17 protein-coding genes and 1 tRNA gene are annotated in these 17,230 nt (G+C 32.9%); 16 read left to right on the plus strand and 2 right to left on the minus strand.

Annotation, left to right across the window (positions count from 1 at the left end; genetic code table 11):
- Positions 1–40 precede the first annotated feature (40 nt).
- Positions 41–472 carry a 3-hydroxyacyl-ACP dehydratase FabZ gene (gene fabZ / locus CIW83_RS15390; protein ID WP_094902799.1) on the minus strand — a complete coding sequence of 144 codons (432 nt, stop codon included), beginning with the start codon at positions 470–472 and terminating at the stop codon, positions 41–43.
- Positions 473–670: 198 nt separating this feature from the next.
- Between fabZ and CIW83_RS15395 the strand changes: the two genes are divergently transcribed.
- The 15 genes from CIW83_RS15395 (at position 671) to yihA (ending at position 16,259) form a co-directional block, all read left to right on the plus strand.
- Positions 671–1,675 carry a beta-ketoacyl-ACP synthase III gene (locus CIW83_RS15395; RefSeq protein WP_094902801.1) on the plus strand — a complete coding sequence of 335 codons (1,005 nt, stop codon included), beginning with the start codon at positions 671–673 and terminating at the stop codon, positions 1,673–1,675.
- Complete coding sequence (gene fabK / locus CIW83_RS15400) at positions 1,675–2,634, plus strand: enoyl-[acyl-carrier-protein] reductase FabK (RefSeq protein WP_094902803.1); 960 nt, start codon at positions 1,675–1,677, stop codon at positions 2,632–2,634. The genes CIW83_RS15395 and fabK overlap by 1 nt, the downstream gene beginning before the upstream one ends.
- A complete protein-coding gene (gene fabD / locus CIW83_RS15405; RefSeq protein WP_094902805.1) occupies positions 2,627–3,595 on the plus strand; it encodes an ACP S-malonyltransferase in 969 nt (322 codons plus the stop codon). The genes fabK and fabD overlap by 8 nt, the downstream gene beginning before the upstream one ends.
- Positions 3,582–4,328, plus strand: a complete 747-nt coding sequence (gene fabG / locus CIW83_RS15410) for a 3-oxoacyl-[acyl-carrier-protein] reductase (RefSeq protein ID WP_094902807.1) — start codon at positions 3,582–3,584, stop codon at positions 4,326–4,328. The genes fabD and fabG overlap by 14 nt, the downstream gene beginning before the upstream one ends.
- Before the next feature lie 142 nt (positions 4,329–4,470).
- A complete protein-coding gene (acpP, locus tag CIW83_RS15415; RefSeq protein ID WP_201259926.1) occupies positions 4,471–4,704 on the plus strand; it encodes an acyl carrier protein in 234 nt (77 codons plus the stop codon).
- 25 nt (positions 4,705–4,729) lie between these two features.
- Positions 4,730–5,968, plus strand: coding sequence for a beta-ketoacyl-ACP synthase II (gene fabF / locus CIW83_RS15420; protein WP_094902809.1), 1,239 nt, complete (start codon positions 4,730–4,732; stop codon positions 5,966–5,968).
- Positions 5,969–6,075: 107 nt separating this feature from the next.
- Positions 6,076–7,416 carry a CCA tRNA nucleotidyltransferase gene (locus tag CIW83_RS15425; RefSeq protein ID WP_094902811.1) on the plus strand — a complete coding sequence of 447 codons (1,341 nt, stop codon included), beginning with the start codon at positions 6,076–6,078 and terminating at the stop codon, positions 7,414–7,416.
- 110 nt (positions 7,417–7,526) lie between these two features.
- Positions 7,527–8,879, plus strand: coding sequence for a phosphoglucosamine mutase (glmM, locus tag CIW83_RS15430; RefSeq protein ID WP_094902813.1), 1,353 nt, complete (start codon positions 7,527–7,529; stop codon positions 8,877–8,879).
- 24 nt (positions 8,880–8,903) lie between these two features.
- On the plus strand, positions 8,904–9,740 hold the full coding sequence (locus CIW83_RS15435) for a DegV family protein (protein ID WP_094902815.1): 837 nt from the start codon (positions 8,904–8,906) through the stop codon (positions 9,738–9,740).
- A gap of 95 nt (positions 9,741–9,835) precedes the next feature.
- Positions 9,836–9,919, plus strand: a tRNA-Leu gene (locus CIW83_RS15440).
- A 145-nt stretch (positions 9,920–10,064) separates the two neighbouring features.
- Complete coding sequence (tig, locus tag CIW83_RS15445) at positions 10,065–11,354, plus strand: trigger factor (RefSeq protein ID WP_094902817.1); 1,290 nt, start codon at positions 10,065–10,067, stop codon at positions 11,352–11,354.
- Positions 11,355–11,372: 18 nt separating this feature from the next.
- Positions 11,373–11,954 carry an ATP-dependent Clp endopeptidase proteolytic subunit ClpP gene (clpP, locus tag CIW83_RS15450; protein WP_094902819.1) on the plus strand — a complete coding sequence of 194 codons (582 nt, stop codon included), beginning with the start codon at positions 11,373–11,375 and terminating at the stop codon, positions 11,952–11,954.
- A gap of 18 nt (positions 11,955–11,972) precedes the next feature.
- Positions 11,973–13,253 (plus strand): ATP-dependent Clp protease ATP-binding subunit ClpX, encoded by a 1,281-nt coding sequence (gene clpX, locus CIW83_RS15455; protein WP_094902821.1) that lies wholly within the window; start codon positions 11,973–11,975, stop codon positions 13,251–13,253.
- 77 nt (positions 13,254–13,330) lie between these two features.
- Positions 13,331–15,685: an endopeptidase La gene (gene lon / locus CIW83_RS15460; protein WP_094902823.1), complete on the plus strand. Its 2,355-nt coding sequence runs from the start codon at positions 13,331–13,333 to the stop codon at positions 15,683–15,685.
- Positions 15,672–16,259, plus strand: coding sequence for a ribosome biogenesis GTP-binding protein YihA/YsxC (gene yihA / locus CIW83_RS15465; RefSeq protein ID WP_094902825.1), 588 nt, complete (start codon positions 15,672–15,674; stop codon positions 16,257–16,259). The genes lon and yihA overlap by 14 nt, the downstream gene beginning before the upstream one ends.
- 91 nt (positions 16,260–16,350) lie before the next feature.
- Here yihA and rd read toward each other — a convergent pair whose 3' ends face one another.
- Entirely contained in the window at positions 16,351–16,509 is a 159-nt protein-coding gene (rd, locus tag CIW83_RS15470; protein ID WP_094902827.1) for a rubredoxin, read from the minus strand.
- A 182-nt stretch (positions 16,510–16,691) separates the two neighbouring features.
- Between rd and CIW83_RS15475 the strand changes: the two genes are divergently transcribed.
- Positions 16,692–17,087, plus strand: a complete 396-nt coding sequence (locus CIW83_RS15475; protein ID WP_235601364.1) for an ATP-binding protein — start codon at positions 16,692–16,694, stop codon at positions 17,085–17,087.
- Positions 17,088–17,230: the final 143 nt, after the last annotated feature.

Here is a 17,230-nt window from a genome sequence, read left to right on the forward strand (position 1 = left end):
GGAGGGCATTCTCCACAAGAGAGAAGTCTCCGTATTTAATTTATTCTATTGCAAATAAAAATTCACCTTCACAAGCAAGTTCATCTCCAACATAAGCTTTACCCTCGCCAATTCCTATGGAACCTCTGATTCTAGTCAAAACTACTTCCATCTTAAGTGTATCTCCAGGTACTACTTTTCTTTTAAATCTCACTTTGTTTATTCCAGCAAAGTAAGGTGTTTTTCCCTTATGCTTTTCATCAGATAGTAGGATCACAGCTCCTACCTGAGCCATAGACTCGACTATTAAGACACCTGGCATCACAGGCATATTAGGGAAATGACCTTGAAAAAATGGTTCATTTATAGTTACGTTTTTATATCCTATGCCTTTAACGCCTACTTCTTCTATCAAAACTTTATCTATAAAGAGAAAAGGATATCTATGGGGAATAATTCCCTTTATTTCTTCTATATTTAATGATTTATCCATAAAACCCCTCCTTTTTAATCTTTTTTAGGGAAAAATTAATGATTGATTATTTTATTATATTCATATATACTAAGTCTTAAAGTTTTATTCATATCATATTAATAATAATCTAAAGAAAATTAATTTGCAAATATTTTTAAAGGAGGTGGTAGATGGGAATAGTAAGTAGTAAATCACAATTTAATATGGAGGTGGAAAATGAAAAACATTTGTGTAGGAATTTCTGGTGTAGGGAGCTATGTACCTGAAAAAATTGTTACCAATCATGATCTCTCCAAGATTGTAGAAACATCAAATGAATGGATCATAGAAAGAACGGGGATACATGAAAGACGAATAGCAGATGATGATATGGCAACCTCTGATATAGCAACTAAAGCAGCAATAAATGCTTTAGAAGATGCTAGGTTAAGACCAGAAGATATTGATCTTATAATTGTGGCAACAGTAACAGCTGACCATGCTTTTCCATCAACTGCCTGTATAATTCAGAAAAATATAGGAGCAGTAAAAGCGGCGGCATTTGATATAAGTGTAGGATGTTCAGGATTTGTTTATGGATTATCAATAGGAGAAAACTTCATCAAATCAGGGACATATGATAAGGTTTTAGTCATAGGTGCAGAGACACTATCTAGAGTAGTGGACTGGCAAGAGAGAAATACTTGTGTATTGTTTGGAGATGGTGCAGGAGCCTGTGTACTAGAAAAATGTGAGGAAGGATTTGGAATTCTTTCAATTGAGCTAGGCTCTGACGGTTCTAATGGAGAGGTATTAGTTCAGCCAGCAGGAGGCTCTAGATTACCAGCCAGTATGGACACTGTAGAAAATAGACTTCACTTTATAAAAATGGATGGTAAAGAAGTATTTAAATTTGCTGTAAGGGTCATGGAAAGAGCATCTACCAATGCTTTAGAAAAAGCTAATCTTCAATTGGGGGATTTAGATTTTTTAGTTCCACACCAAGCTAATATGAGAATAATAGATGCAGCAGCTAAGAAGTTAAAACTTGAAAAAGATAGAATTTGTGTAAATCTAAATAAATATGGCAATATGTCTTCAGCCTCTATTCCAGTAGCCCTTGATGAAGCAGTTAAGGATAATAAAATTAATAAGGGTGATAATATACTTTTAGTAGCATTTGGAGCAGGTCTTACTTGGGCTTCAATGACTATAAAATGGAGTAGGAGGGAAGATAGATAATGTGGAAGACTAGAATAACAGATATGTTAAATATTAAGTATCCTATAATACAAGGGGGTATGGCCTGGGTAGCAACTCATGAATTAGCTGCAGCTGTATCAGAAGCTGGAGGGTTAGGAATCATAGGATCAGGCAATGCACCAGGAAAAGTAATAAGAGAAGAGATTAGAAAGCTTAAGGAACTGACAGATAAACCATTTGGTGTAAACATTATGTTAATGTCACCTTTTGCTGAGGATATTGTAGGTATAGTATGTGATGAAGGAGTTCCTGTTGTAACTACAGGTGCAGGAAATCCAGGGAAATATATAAAGAATCTAAAAGAGAATAATGTAAAAATCATACCTGTAGTACCTACTGTGTCTTTAGCAGTGAGATTAGAGCGAGAAGGCGTTGATGCCGTAATAGTAGAAGGAACTGAAGCCGGCGGACATATTGGAGAATTGACTACTATGGTTTTAGTACCTCAAATTGTTGATGCAGTTAAGATTCCTGTTATAGCAGCAGGAGGAATAGGTGATGGAAGAGGATTTTTAGCAGCTTTGACTTTAGGAGCAGAAGGAGTGCAGATAGGCACTAGATTTGTATGCTCAACTGAAGCCAAGGTTCATATAAATTATAAAGAGGCTATAGTAAAATCAAAAGATAGGGAGACTTCAGTAACTGGGAGAAGTACTGGCCATCCCGTAAGAGCGTTGAAAAATAAATTTACAAGGGAATTTTTGGAGCTTGAAAAAATAGGTGCTCCTTTAGAAGAACTAGAGTTATTAGGTTCGGGAAGATTAAAACTAGCTGTAGTAGAAGGAGATATACACAAAGGTTCTTTAATGTCTGGGCAGATTGCAGGACTTATTAAAGATATTAAGCCATGCAAAGAAATAATTGAAGATATAGTTTTTTCAGCACAGAAAAGATTAGATTCATTGCATTCACTAAAGGAAGGTGATATCAATGGATAAACTAGCATTTATATTTCCTGGGCAAGGATCACAATATGTTGGAATGGGCAGTGATTTTTACGAGAATTTTGCAGAGTCAAAAAAAGTATTTGATGAAGCAAATGAAGTATTGAATATGGATTTAAAGAGTATATGCTTTAATGGCAGTGAAGAAAATTTAAAAAGAACGGAAAATACTCAGCCGGCCATATTAGCTACAAGTATAGCAATCCTTAAAGCTATACAAGGTAGAGGTATAGATTGTGAATATACAGCAGGACTTAGTTTAGGTGAATATAGTTCATTAGTTAGTAGTGGAAGTATGGAGTTTAGAGATGCTCTTAAAGTTGTAAAAGAGAGAGGTAAATTTATGCAAGAGGCAGTTCCCTTAGGAGTGGGAGGAATGGCTGCAATACTTGGATTAAATAGGGAAAAAATACCTTCTATTTTACAAAAAACTAAGGAATACGGATTAGTTGAAGTAGCAAACTATAATAGTCCGGAACAAATAGTTTTATCAGGAGAATTAAAAGGTCTTGAGATTGCATGTGAAGAAGCAATTAAACTAGGTGCTAAAAAAGCAGTACCATTGTCTGTATCTGCACCATTTCATTCGTCTTTATTAGTTTCAGCAGGAGAAAAATTGAAGAATGAATTATCTAAAGTAGATATAAAAGATGCTCAAAAGAAATTTATCTCTAATGTAGATGCTAAGCTCTTATCGAGCAAAGATGAGATCAAGCCAAAACTAGTAAACCAAGTAAGTAACTCGGTATTATGGCAGCAATCTGTGGAATGTATGATAAATGAAGGTGTAGACACATTTATAGAAATAGGACCGGGCAAATCTCTCTCAGGGTTTGTAAAACGTATTGGCAAAGCTATGGGCAAGGAAGTAAAGGCCTTGAGTGTCAATGACGTGGTTTCTTTTGAAGAAACTATAAACTATATCAAGGGAGGGGAAGAAGATGAGCCTAAATAATAAAGTAGCCTTAATAACTGGAGGATCAAGAGGTATAGGAAAAGAAATCGCCTTAGAGTTAGCAAAAAATGGTGTTAATATAGCAATCACTTATGTTAATAATCTAGAAAAAGCTAAAGGAGTACTAGATGATATAAAATCCTACGGAGTCAAGGCAGTTGCCATAAAGGCAAATGTGTCAGTAGAAGAAGATGTACTACGAATGATAAAGACCATAGAAGAAGAATTGGGCACTATAGACATTTTAGTAAACAATGCAGGAGTTACAAAAGATAATTTAATCATCAGGATGAAAGAAGAAGACTGGGATGAGGTAATGGATGTTAACCTAAAGGGGACATTTCTCTGCACTAAGGCAGTATCAAGAATAATGATGAAGAAAAAATATGGAAAGATAATAAACATTACTTCTGTAGTAGGAATAATAGGAAATGCTGGTCAAGGAAATTACAGTGCGTCCAAGGCTGGAGTCATTGGATTTACTAAATCTATGGCAAGAGAATTAGCAAGTCGTGGTATTAGAGTAAATGCCATAGCACCAGGCTTTATTGAAACAGATATGACAGATGTATTGAAGGACGAAATAAAAGAAGCTATGCTAAAATCCATACCCTTAAATAGCTTTGGAAATCCAAAAGATATTGCAAATTTAGTAGTATTTTTAGCCAGTGAAAGATCAGACTATATAACAGGCCAAGTAATAAACGTAGATGGCGGAATGATTATGACCTAACACAACGAACGACAGTGAGTTGATGTAGGTCAAACGCAATGAGCACCAAATTTGCACGACCATTAGGGAGTGAACAAATTTGAGTTGCGAAACTGCGTCGTAACTTTGAATCTTGAATTTAAATTTAAGGAGGAATATAAAAATGATATTTGAAAAAGTTGTAAATATAATAGCAGAACAATTAGGAGTAGATGATATAGAGAGCATAACTATGGAGACTTCTATTATGAAGGACTTAGAAGCAGATTCCTTAGATGCAGTAGAGATTATGATGGCACTAGAAGACGAATTTGGAATTACTGTGCCTGATGAAGATGCAGAGAAGTTTAAAAACATTGGAGATATAGTAGAATATGTAGAAGGAAAAACTGAATAGTACCTTAATATTGGAGGTAAAAAAATTGAAAAGAGTCGTAATAACGGGATTAGGTGCTATAACACCTATAGGCATAGGGAAGGAAAGTTTCTGGAATTCTCTAATACAAGGAAAATCAGGAGTTGGGCTTATAACTAGATTTGATACAGCAGATTTTGACACAAAGATAGGTGCTGAGGTTAAGGACTTTAGTCCATCTGATTATATGGATAAGAAGGAAGCTAAAAGGATGGATAGATTTACTCAATATGCAGTAGTAGGTGCAAAGCTAGCCTTAGAAGATGGAAAAATAGACTTAGATAAATTAAACTTAGATAAAGTTGGTGTTGTAATCGGAGTTGGTATCGGTGGCATGGAGACTATGGGAACTGAATTTTCAAAGCTAGAAGATAGAGGACCAAGTAGAGTTAGTCCTTTATATATACCAATGATGATATCAAATATGGCACCTGGACAAATATCTATGACCTTTGGATTCAGAGGTCCAACTATGACAATAACCACAGCCTGTGCATCAGGCACCCATGCTATAGGGGAAGCTTTTAGGATGATAAAATCAGGTAATGCGGATATGATAGTAACAGGTGGAGCAGAAGCGTCTATAACACCTATTTCATTAGCAGGTTTTTGTTCAATGAAAGCTCTTTCAACTAGAAATGATGATCCTATAAAGGCATCACGTCCTTTTGATAAGGAGAGAGATGGATTTGTAATGGGAGAAGGAGCAGGTATATTGATTTTAGAAGAGCTAAATCATGCATTAGCTAGGGGAGCAAGTATATATGGTGAAATCGTAGGATATGGTTCTACCTCAGATGCTTTTCATATAACTCAGCCAGATCCAGAGGCAAAGGGAGCATCAAGAGCTATGGAAATGGCACTTAACGAAGCAGAGGCTGATTACCATGATATAGAATATATAAATGCCCATGGTACATCTACGTATTTCAATGACAAACTAGAAACTCTAGCAATAAAAAATGTTTTCAAAGAACATGCAAAGAATATAAATATTAGCTCAACAAAATCAATGACAGGTCATTTACTAGGAGCTGCTGGTGGAATAGAGGCTATAGCCACAATAATGACAATAAAGGAAGGAGTAATCCCTCCAACAATAAACTACGAATATCCAGATGAAGAATGTGACTTAGATTACACACCAAATTTTACAGTAAAAAGAGATATAAACTATGCTCTATCAAATTCATTAGGATTTGGTGGACATAATGCAACGGTATTATTTAAAAAATATATAGATTAATATAAAAGGCTTTGGAGTTTCTTCCAGAGCCTTTGGTTGTATAAAAAAACTTGTCTCTCACAGATACTATGTTATACTAAAATAAGATGATATAATGGAGTGATAATATGGTATTTGATATTCCCAAATATGTAGAGTTAGTCATAGATAGACTCGAAGAAAAGGGTTTTAGTGCGTATATAGTAGGTGGTTCTGTTAGAGATATATTAATAGGAAAAGAACCATCTGATTTTGATATAACTACAGATGCTTTACCAGAGGAAATAGAAGAAGTATTTAGTGATTGTATAACATTGGAGGTAGGAAAAAAATTTGGTACTGTAGTTGTAGTTCAAGAAGAAGGTATCGTAGAAGTAACTACTTTTAGGTCTGATGGAGAATATATAGATGGAAGAAGACCAGAGAAAGTATATTTTTCAAAAAATATTTTGGATGATTTATCTCGTAGAGATTTCACTATCAATGCTATGGCATATAATAAAAAGACGGGAATAATAGATTATTTTAATGGTATGGAAGATTTGGAGAAAAGAAGAATTAAGGCTGTAGGTAATCCTCGAGATAGATTTAGAGAAGATTATTTAAGAATAATGAGAGCCATAAGGTTTGCAGCTCAATTAGAATTTTCCATTGATGAGGAAACTTTTTATGCTTGCAGATTATATAGTCAAGATATTTCTGAAATCAGCATAGAAAGAATTAGAGAAGAATTTTTTAAGGTAATGTTATCTAAGAAACCTTCCTATGGAATTAGATTAATGAAGGATACAGGGATACTTGATATAATATTGCCTGAAATGATAAAAGCAATAGGATTTGATCAGCATAATCCACATCATAATAAGGATGTATTTGAGCATATATTATGTGTATTAGATAAAACATCACCTACTTTACATCTAAGGCTTGCAGCTTTATTTCACGATATAGGAAAACCACATACCTTAACTATAGACGAAAAAGGTATAGGACATTTCTATGGTCATGATAAGCTAGGAGCTAAAATGGCTAAAGAAATATTACAAAGATGGAAGGCTCCAAATGAATTGGTTGAAAAAGTTAGACTACTAATATATAAACATATGACTCAGCATGCTAATCTAAAGGAAAAAGGACTAAAAAAGTTATTATCTATTTTTGGAAAAGATGAGATATTTACTTTATTAGAATTACAGAAGGCTGATAGGTCTTGTTCAAATGAAGAGGCTGATATAAAAGATTTATTAGAAAGAGAAGAAAAAATAAAGGATATTATAGAAAACAAAGAAGTATACGAAAAAAATCAATTAGCAATTAATGGCTATGATGTGATAGAATTAGGGTATAAACAAGGAAAAATAATAGGTGAAATTTTAGATTATTTGTTAGAAAAAGTATTAGAAAAACCTGAGTTAAATGATAAGAAAAAATTGATAGAAATCATAAAAGAAAAATTTAAACTTAATTAATGGTGAAAAGTAAATAGTTTTATGTCAGATTTTTAGGTCTTAAGGCTTTTGACTATTAGTTATTAACTATTAACTATTCACTGAACTTAAAGTTGGGAGTGTTAATTAAAATGGGAAAATTATTTGGTACAGATGGCATTAGAGGAATTGCAAACAAGGATTTAACCCCGGAGATGGCATTTAATGTAGGTAGGGCAGGGGCTTATATATTATCTAAGGGAAGCAAAGGTAAAATAGTAGTAGGTAAAGATACAAGAGCTTCAGGAGATATGCTAGAAGCTGCTATAACAGCAGGAATTTGTTCTATGGGGCTAGATGTAATATCTGTAGGCATCATACCTACTCCAGCTGTAGCATATTTAACTCGAAAATATGAAGCACTAGCAGGTATAGTTATATCTGCATCACATAACCCTGGAGAGTATAATGGAATTAAATTCTTTGACTATCAAGGATTTAAATTGCCAGATGGAGTAGAGGACGAAATAGAAGATATTATATTAAACAAAAAAGAATTAGAGATTAGACCTGTAGGAGATAAGATAGGTAAAGTAATCGCCGAAGAAAATGGTAGCAGGGATTATATAGATTACCTAATTTCCACAGTAAATATAGATTTAAATGGAGTTAAGATAGCAATGGATTGTGGTCATGGTGCATTATATAAAATTGCTCCAGAAATCATTAGAAAACTTGGAGGAGAAGTAATAGTTATAAATACAGATCCAACAGGAATGAATATAAATGACGACTGTGGTTCGACTAATCCAAAGATGATTCAGGAATTGGTATTAAAAGAGAAGGCAGATATTGGCATATCTTTTGACGGAGATGGAGACCGAATAATAGCTGTAGATGAGTTAGGAAATATACTTGATGGAGATCATATATTGTCTATTTGTGGTTCTTATCTCTACAAAAAAGGGAAACTAAAGAATAACACTGTAGTAGGTACAATTATGACCAATATGGGTCTAGATATGTTTCTAAAAGAAAATGATATAAACATTGTGAAAACTGCAGTTGGAGATAGATATATATTAGAAGAAATGGTTCGTTCAGGCTATGTACTAGGAGGAGAGCAATCAGGTCATATAATTTTCTTAGATTATAATACTACAGGTGATGGTTTGGCTACAGGGCTTCATTTGCTTGAGGTAATGAAAGAATCTAAAAAAGCTATGTCCGAACTTAATAATTTGATGACAAATTTCCCACAGGTTCTTGTTAATGCCAAAGTTAAAAATGAATTAAAGTATAAGTATAATGAAAATGAAGAAATAATGAAAGAGATAAAAAAAGTTGAAGAGATTTTTCATGGGCAAGGTAGGGTTGTTATAAGGCCTTCAGGTACAGAACCTTTAGTTAGGGTGATGATTGAAGCGAAGGAAGATATTGGATTATTAAAAATTGCATCTGATTTAGCTAAATTTATTGAAGATAGAATAGGAATTAACTCTTAATAAAATACTTTATGAGGTGATGAGATGAATTACAAAATCGTAGCAGACAGTAGCTGTGATTTAAACGAAGCATTAAAAGAGCAGCTCAACATTAAACTAGTTCCATTTAAAATAGATGTAGATGACAAGAAATTTATAGATGATGAAGAAATGAATACGATGGAACTAATAGATGCAATGAAGAATAGTCCAAATCCAGTTAGAACTTCATGCCCTTCACCAGGAGATTTTGTATCTGAGTATAGAAAGGCCGATAATATATTTGCGGTTACAATATCAGGACAATTAAGTGGCACATATAATTCTGCGGTATTAGCAAAAGATATGATACAGGAAGAAGAACCTGAAAAATTTGTTCATGTTTTTGATTCAAGGTCCGCTAGTATTGGAGAAACTTTAGTAGCGATGAAAATACAAGAACTGATAGAAAAGCAGCTAAATAATTTTGAAATAGTTGAAAAGGTAGAAAGTTATATTAATGGAATGAAAACCTTTTTTATTCTGGAAAGTTTAGATAACTTAATAAAGAATGGAAGAATTTCTAGGACGAAGGGATTAATAGCTAATGTATTAAATTTAAAACCTATAATGGGATCTACTGATAACGGAGAAATAAAGCTTGTTGAAAATGTAAGGGGAACTAAAAAGGCATTTAAAAGATTAATTGAAATAATTGGAGAAACTGGGGAAAAATTTGAAGAGAAGATTCTAGCTATTTCTCATGTTAATGCTTTTGAGAGAGCAGAAGAGTTAAAAAATGAGATCCAAGATAAATACAATTTTAAAGATATTATTCTAGTTAAAACAGCAGGACTTAGTACTGCCTATGCAAACGATGGAGGAATTATTTTAGTTTTTTAAAGACAATAGAAAATCTTTTTTAAGATGAAAAAATATATTGACAAGTACAAATGGCATGTTATAATAATAAAGTAAGTAAAAATTACTTTATTCATGCGGGAGTGGCGGAACTGGCAGACGCGCTAGACTTAGGATCTAGTGTCATTGACGTGGGGGTTCAAGTCCTCTTTCCCGCACCATGTTTAAACCAGTGGATTTGTACCATTGGTTTTTTTACTATGTTTTGTTATATATAATATTGGATATTATTATTTGTTATGTTATAATTTTATGATATAATAGATTAGCTAAAAATGGATAAATAGATAGGGGAGGAAATTGCAAATGAAGGCGATTCTAGAAAAAAAAGAAAACAATAAGGCTACTTTTACTTTTGAAATATCAGAGAGAAATTTCGAAGAAGCATTACAAAAAGCATATTTACAAAATAGAGGGAAATTTAATATTCCAGGATTTAGAAAAGGAAAAGTTCCAAGAAAAATTATTGAAATGAACTATGGAGTAGAAGTTTTCTATGAAGAAGCTATTAATATAATTTTACCAAATGCCTACAATGATGCAGTTGAAGAATTGGGATTAGAGCCAGTAGATCAACCAGAAGTACACATTGAAGAAATTGAAAAAGGTAAACCGATAATTGTTAAAATAGAAGTAGCAGTAAAACCAGAAGTAGTTCTTGGAGATTACAAAAGTATAGAAATTGAAAAAGTAGAGTATAATGTAACAGACGAGCATGTAGAAGATGAACTAAAATCAGTTCAAGAAATGAACGGAAGAATAATTGATGCAGGAGATAGAGTGGTTAAAGTTGGAGATATTTTAACTATCGATTATGCAGGATATGTTGATGGAGCTCAATTTGATGGTGGAACTGCTGAAGGTCAAACTTTAGAAATAGGTTCGGGGAGATTTATTCCAGGTTTTGAAGAACAATTAGTGGGTAAAAATAAGGGTGAAGAAGTAGATGTAGTTGTGACTTTCCCTGAAGAATATCATGCTGAAGATTTAAAAGGTAAAGAAGCTACATTTAAAGTAACAATTCATGAAATAAAGGAGAAAGAATTACCAGAATTGGATGATGAATTTGCAAAAGATGTATCTGAATTTGATACTATAGAAGAATATAAAAATAGTATTAGAGAAAAACTAGAAGAAGAATTTAAAAACAAAGAAGAAGTAGAAAATGAAAATAACTTGATAGAAAAAGTAATAGAGATCTGTGAAGTGGATATACCAGAAGTTATGATAGATTCTCAATTAGAAAATGAATTAGGAGAATTTGATTATAGAATGAGAATGCAAGGTATTAACTTAGAGCAATACCTACAAATAACTAATTCAACAGAAGAAAGCTTAAAAGAGCAGCTAAGACCTATGGCAGAGAAGAGAGTTAGAGGAGACATAATTCTTGAAGCTATTGGCAAGGCTGAGAATATAGAAGTAACAGAAGAAGATATAGATAAAGAATTAGAAAAAATGGCAGATTCTTACAAACAAGAAAATAAAGAACAGTTTATTAAAGATATGAGAAGAGGAGATTTATCCTTCTTAGAGACAGCTATTACAAATCAAAAGGTTATTGAGTTATTAAAGGCAAATGCTAAATTCAAATAATTATTGGAGGGATGTAAAATGGCTTTAGTTCCTATGGTTGTAGAACAAACAAACAGAGGAGAAAGATCCTATGATATTTACTCTAGATTATTAAAAGAAAGAATAGTATTTTTAGGTGATGAAGTTAATGATGTTACTGCAAATTTAGTAGTAGCTCAATTGTTATTTCTTGAATCAGAAGATCCAGATAAAGATATTCAACTTTATATAAATAGTCCAGGTGGCTCAGTAAGTGCAGGGTTTGCTATATTTGATACTATGCAATATATTAAACCAGATGTATCAACTATCTGTATGGGCATGGCAGCTAGTATGGGTGCTTTCTTGCTTGCTGCTGGTACAAAGGGAAAGAGATTTGCATTACCTAATGCTGATATCATGATACATCAACCTTTAGGTGGGGCTAAAGGTCAGGCAGAGGATATTAGAATTCAAGCAGAAAAGATAATTGAGATAAGAGAAAGAATCAATAAAATATTAGCTGAAAGAACTGGTCAGCCGCTAGAAAAGGTATCTAGAGATACGGACAGAGATTATTATATGACAGCTGAAGAAGCTAAGGAATATGGTATAATAGATGCTGTAATATCAAGAAAATAAATTAAGTGAGGTGTCATCGTGGCTAAATATGATGAAAAACAGCTTCGTTGCTCTTTTTGTGGAAAGCCACAGGAACAAGTTAGGAGACTTATTGCTGGACCCAATGTTTATATATGTAATGAATGTATAGAGCTATGTCAGGAAATAATTGAAGAAGAATTTATCGATAACTTCGATTATGAGATACAAGACTTACCTAAGCCTATTGTTATAAAAGAGACTCTAGATGATTATGTTATAAAACAAGAAAGGGCCAAAAGAGCTTTAGCTGTAGCAGTTTATAATCATTACAAGCGAATAAATAAAAAACCAACAAAAAATAATGATATTGAACTTCAAAAGAGTAATATTATTATGTTGGGGCCTACGGGTTCAGGGAAAACTCTGCTTGCTCAAACCTTAGCAAAGATACTGAATGTACCATTTGCTATAGCAGATGCCACTTCTTTAACAGAAGCTGGATATGTGGGTGAAGATGTTGAAAATATAATATTAAAACTTATTCAGGCAGCAGATTATGACATTGAAAGAGCTGAAAAAGGGATAATATATATAGATGAGATAGACAAAGTGGCTAGAAAAACTGAAAACCCGTCTATTACAAGAGATGTAAGCGGTGAAGGTGTGCAGCAAGCATTATTAAAGATTCTTGAGGGAACTGTTGCAAATGTTCCGCCTCAAGGTGGAAGAAAACATCCACATCAAGAGTTCATTCAAGTGGATACAACTAATATATTATTTATAGTTGGAGGAGCTTTTGATGGATTAGATAAGATAATTCAAAATCGTGTAGGTAAAAAATCTATGGGATTTGGAGCAGAAGTATCATCTCAAAAGGATGCAAAAATTGGAGAACTTTTGAAATACTTACAGCCTGAAGATCTTCTCAAATTTGGATTGATTCCAGAATTTGTTGGAAGACTACCTGTTATGGTTACTCTAGAAGAACTAGATGAGGAATCATTAGTTAAAATCCTTACAGAACCAAAAAATGCTCTTATAAAACAATATAAAGAGTTATTTTCAATGGATGGGGTAGATCTTGAGTTTGAAGATGGGGCTCTTCTTTCCATAGCTAAAAAGGCAATCGAAAGAAAAACAGGTGCAAGAGGACTTAGAAGTATAATAGAAGAAACCTTGCTAGATATTATGTATGAGCTCCCTTCAAGAGATGATATAGAGAAATGTGTTATAACAAAAGAAACAATAGAAAACAAGGTAGAGCCTACTTTGGTACTCTCAGATAGAAAAAAGAAAAGTAGGTCTAAGAAAACTAGTAACAAGGAATCTGCATCTTAAAGGCTCACATTTGTGGGCTTTTCCTTGTATTTAGAGATTTAATTACTATTGATGTACATAGGGAGGGATAAACAAGGATGAAACATTATGAAGTACAGAATAGAACCCTACCGCTAATACCTTTGAGAGGAATATCAGTATTTCCTCATATGGTTGTTCATTTTGATGTTGGGAGAGAAAGATCTATTAGTGCCTTAGAAAAGGCAATGTTAGATGATGCTTCTATATTATTATGTACTCAGAAAGACCAAAAGGTTAATGAACCAACTGTAGAGGATTTTTATCATGTAGGTACTGTGGCTAAGGTTAAGCAGATGCTAAAATTACCTGGTGGTAGTATTAGAGTATTAGTCGAAGGTATGAATAGAGGTAGAGTGACTAATATAGTCCAAGAAGAACCATACTTCGTAGCTGATGTGGAGGAATTATCCTATGATGAAGAGGATATAAAAAAAGATATAGATTTAGAAGCAGCTATGAGGCTTGTAATAAATGACTTTGAAGAATATCTTTCTTTTAATGATAGAGTTTCTTCTGATGTTTTAGTTACTATTTCAGATATTGAAGATCCAGGTAGATTGGCAGATGTTATAGCATCTTATATATATTTAAAGATAGAAGATGATCAAAAAATATTAGAAACTTTTGATTTTTATGAAAGATTAGAATTTCTTCATATAATATTACAAGAGGAAATAGAGGTATTAAAAATCGAAGATAAAATAAATCAGAGGGTAAAGAAACAAATAAATAAAGTTCAAAAAGAATATTATCTTAAAGAACAAATTAAAGCGATTCAAAAAGAATTAGGTCAAGACGATGATACTATGGCAGAAGTAGAAGGATATGAGGAGAAGATAGAAAAGATAAAAATGCCTAAGGAAGTAAAAGAAAAGGCAATGAAGGAAGTTGAGAGACTTACAAAACTATCATCTCATTCACCAGAAACAGGAGTAATTAGAACCTATTTAGATTGGATAATAGATTTACCTTGGGATAAAGAGACAAGAGACAAGATAGATATTAAGAAATCAAGAGATATATTAAATGATGAGCACTATGGACTTGTAGATGTAAAGGAAAGGATATTGGAGTTTATAGCTATAAGGAAGTTAACTAATAGTATGAAGGGCCCTATAATTTGTTTAGTGGGACCTCCAGGAGTAGGTAAGACTTCTATTGCAAGATCTATAGCTAAGTCTCTTAATAGAAAGTTTGTTAGAATGTCCTTAGGAGGAGTAAGGGATGAAGCCGAAATAAGAGGACACAGAAGAACTTATATAGGTTCTATGCCAGGAAGTATAATTAATTCCATGAAAAAGGCAGGGACTAAAAATCCAGTGTTCTTATTTGATGAAATAGATAAATTAGGTAGTGATTATAGAGGAGATCCTTCTAGTGCTTTACTTGAGGTACTAGATCCAGAGCAAAATGTTACATTTACAGATCACTATTTAGATGTACCATTTGACCTATCTAAGGTGTTATTTGTAACTACGGCAAATACTACAGCTACTATACCAGCACCACTTTTAGACAGAATGGAAGTAATAAGAATATCTGGTTACACAGAAGAAGAAAAAGTACAAATAGCTATGAATCATTTACTTCCAAAACAGTTAAAAGAACATGGTCTAAAAGAAGATAATCTAATGGTATCAGAATCTGCTATAAGAGGTATAATCAATAATTATACTAGAGAAGCAGGAGTACGAAATTTAGAAAGAAACATAGCTAATGTTTGTAGAAAGGCAGCTAAAAAAATAGTTGAAAAAAATCTAAAAACTGTAAGAATAAATAATGGAAATTTATCAAACTATTTGGGAGTTGAAAAGTATAGATTTGACACTTTAGGAGAAGAAAACCAAATTGGTGTAGCTAATGGTTTGGCTTGGACAGCAGTTGGTGGAGAAACTCTTTCTGTAGAAGTCAATACTATGAAGGGAACTGGGAAAATTCAATTAACTGGAAAGTTAGGAGAAGTTATGAAGGAATCAGCTATGGCAGGAATTAGTTATATCAGAGCCAACTCCAATCTATTGGGAATTGAAGCTGATTTCTATAAAGATATGGATATTCATATTCACGTACCAGAAGGAGCCATACCTAAAGATGGACCATCAGCAGGTATTACTATTGCTACAGCAGTTATTTCAGCACTATCTAATACTCCAATTAGTAGAGAAGTAGCTATGACGGGAGAAATAACGTTAAGAGGTAGAGCTTTACCAGTAGGAGGAATCAAAGAAAAGGTACTGGCAGCAAATAGAATGGGGATAAAGAAAGTATTGCTACCCATTGAAAATGAAAAAGATTTAGAAGAGATTCCAGATAAAATAAGAAAGAAAATGACTTTTGTTCTAGTAAGATCCATGGATGAAGTATTAGAACATGCATTGATAAAGAGGAATGATATAGATGAAAATAATTAAATCTGACTTACATGCTATTGCAGTAGGGCCTAAACAATATCCACAGGATGAGCTTCCAGAAATAGCATTTGCAGGTAGATCTAATGTTGGAAAATCATCTTTTATAAACTCAATGATTGACAGGGCAAATTTAGCTAGAACTTCTGGTAAGCCTGGTAAAACAAGGACAATTAATTTCTATATTATCAACGATAGCTTTAGATTTGTAGACCTTCCAGGCTATGGGTATGCTATAGCGTCTAAAACTGAGAAGGAAAAATGGGGAGAAATAATAGAAAGATATCTTACAGATAGAAAGAATTTAAAAGAGGTAATATTAATTGTAGATATACGACATGAGCCAACAGACCAAGATCTTATGATGTATCAATGGATAAAATCCTTCGGTTATACAGGAATAGTCATAGCAACTAAGGCAGATAAGATATCAAAAGGAAATTGGCAAAAGCATGTAAATATAATAAAGAAGAAACTAGAAATAAAAGATATAAACCTCATTATACCTTATTCATCTGAAAAGAAGATAAATAAAGATAAAGTTTGGGAAGTGTTTCAAGGAATACTACAGCAGTAGATAAGGCCTACTGTTTAATTGAAAAGACAAAGACCAGTAGTTTTTCACTACTGGTCTTTATGTAGAGGACTGCTATATTGTGTCCTTCTTACTATTCTTTTGAAAATTGATCCTTATCAGCACCACAAACTGGACAAACCCAATCTGCTGGTAGATCTTCAAAAGCTGTTCCTGGAGCTATTCCGTTATCTGGATCTCCTTCAGCTGGATCATATACATAACCGCATGGATCACATACCCATCTTTCCATTTACATTCTCCTTTCTATTGTGTAATCATATAGATGATACCCAGAAAAGATAATAATAAACTTAAAAACTTATGTAAGAAAATAATTATTTTAAGCAACTACACAAATAGGTTAGACTGACAAAAATATGGGTAAAATAGAAATATATTAAAAGAACATAATAATATAATTAGATGGAAGTGATGACAGTGGATTTTAAGTATAGCGGAACAGTATGCTCTGACTTAGATATGATAAAAAACTTTGTGGATGATATTTTAAAGAAACTTAATCATATAATAGAAAATAGTGATATAATGTTTGACATAAGGCTAATACTCAATGAATTGGTTATTAATGGCGTTCTACATGGAAATGATTGTGTTACTACAAAATGTGTCAAACTATCATTAGAAGTAGATAAAAATAAGATAATAATTCAAGTGGAAGATGAGGGAAGAGGCATAGATTATGATTTAAAATCCTATGACCCTAGTGATTTAAAATGCTGTGGTAGAGGATTGGTCATTGTTAATGGTCTTTCAGATGAATTTTATATACAGAAGAATAAAGTAACTGCGGTAAAACATATAAATTAGGGGGTGCAATTGTGAAGAAAGTATCAATTGTTTTATTAACAGCTATAGTGATTATTAGCGGACTGATACCTAGCAGAGTTTATGGAGAAAATAATTACGACAAAAAATTAGAAGAAGCAATACTTAAATGCAAGAAACTATTT

Source organism: Tissierella sp. P1, from assembly GCF_002266425.1.
Taxonomy (GTDB): Bacteria; Bacillota; Clostridia; order Tissierellales; family Tissierellaceae; genus Tissierella; species Tissierella carlieri.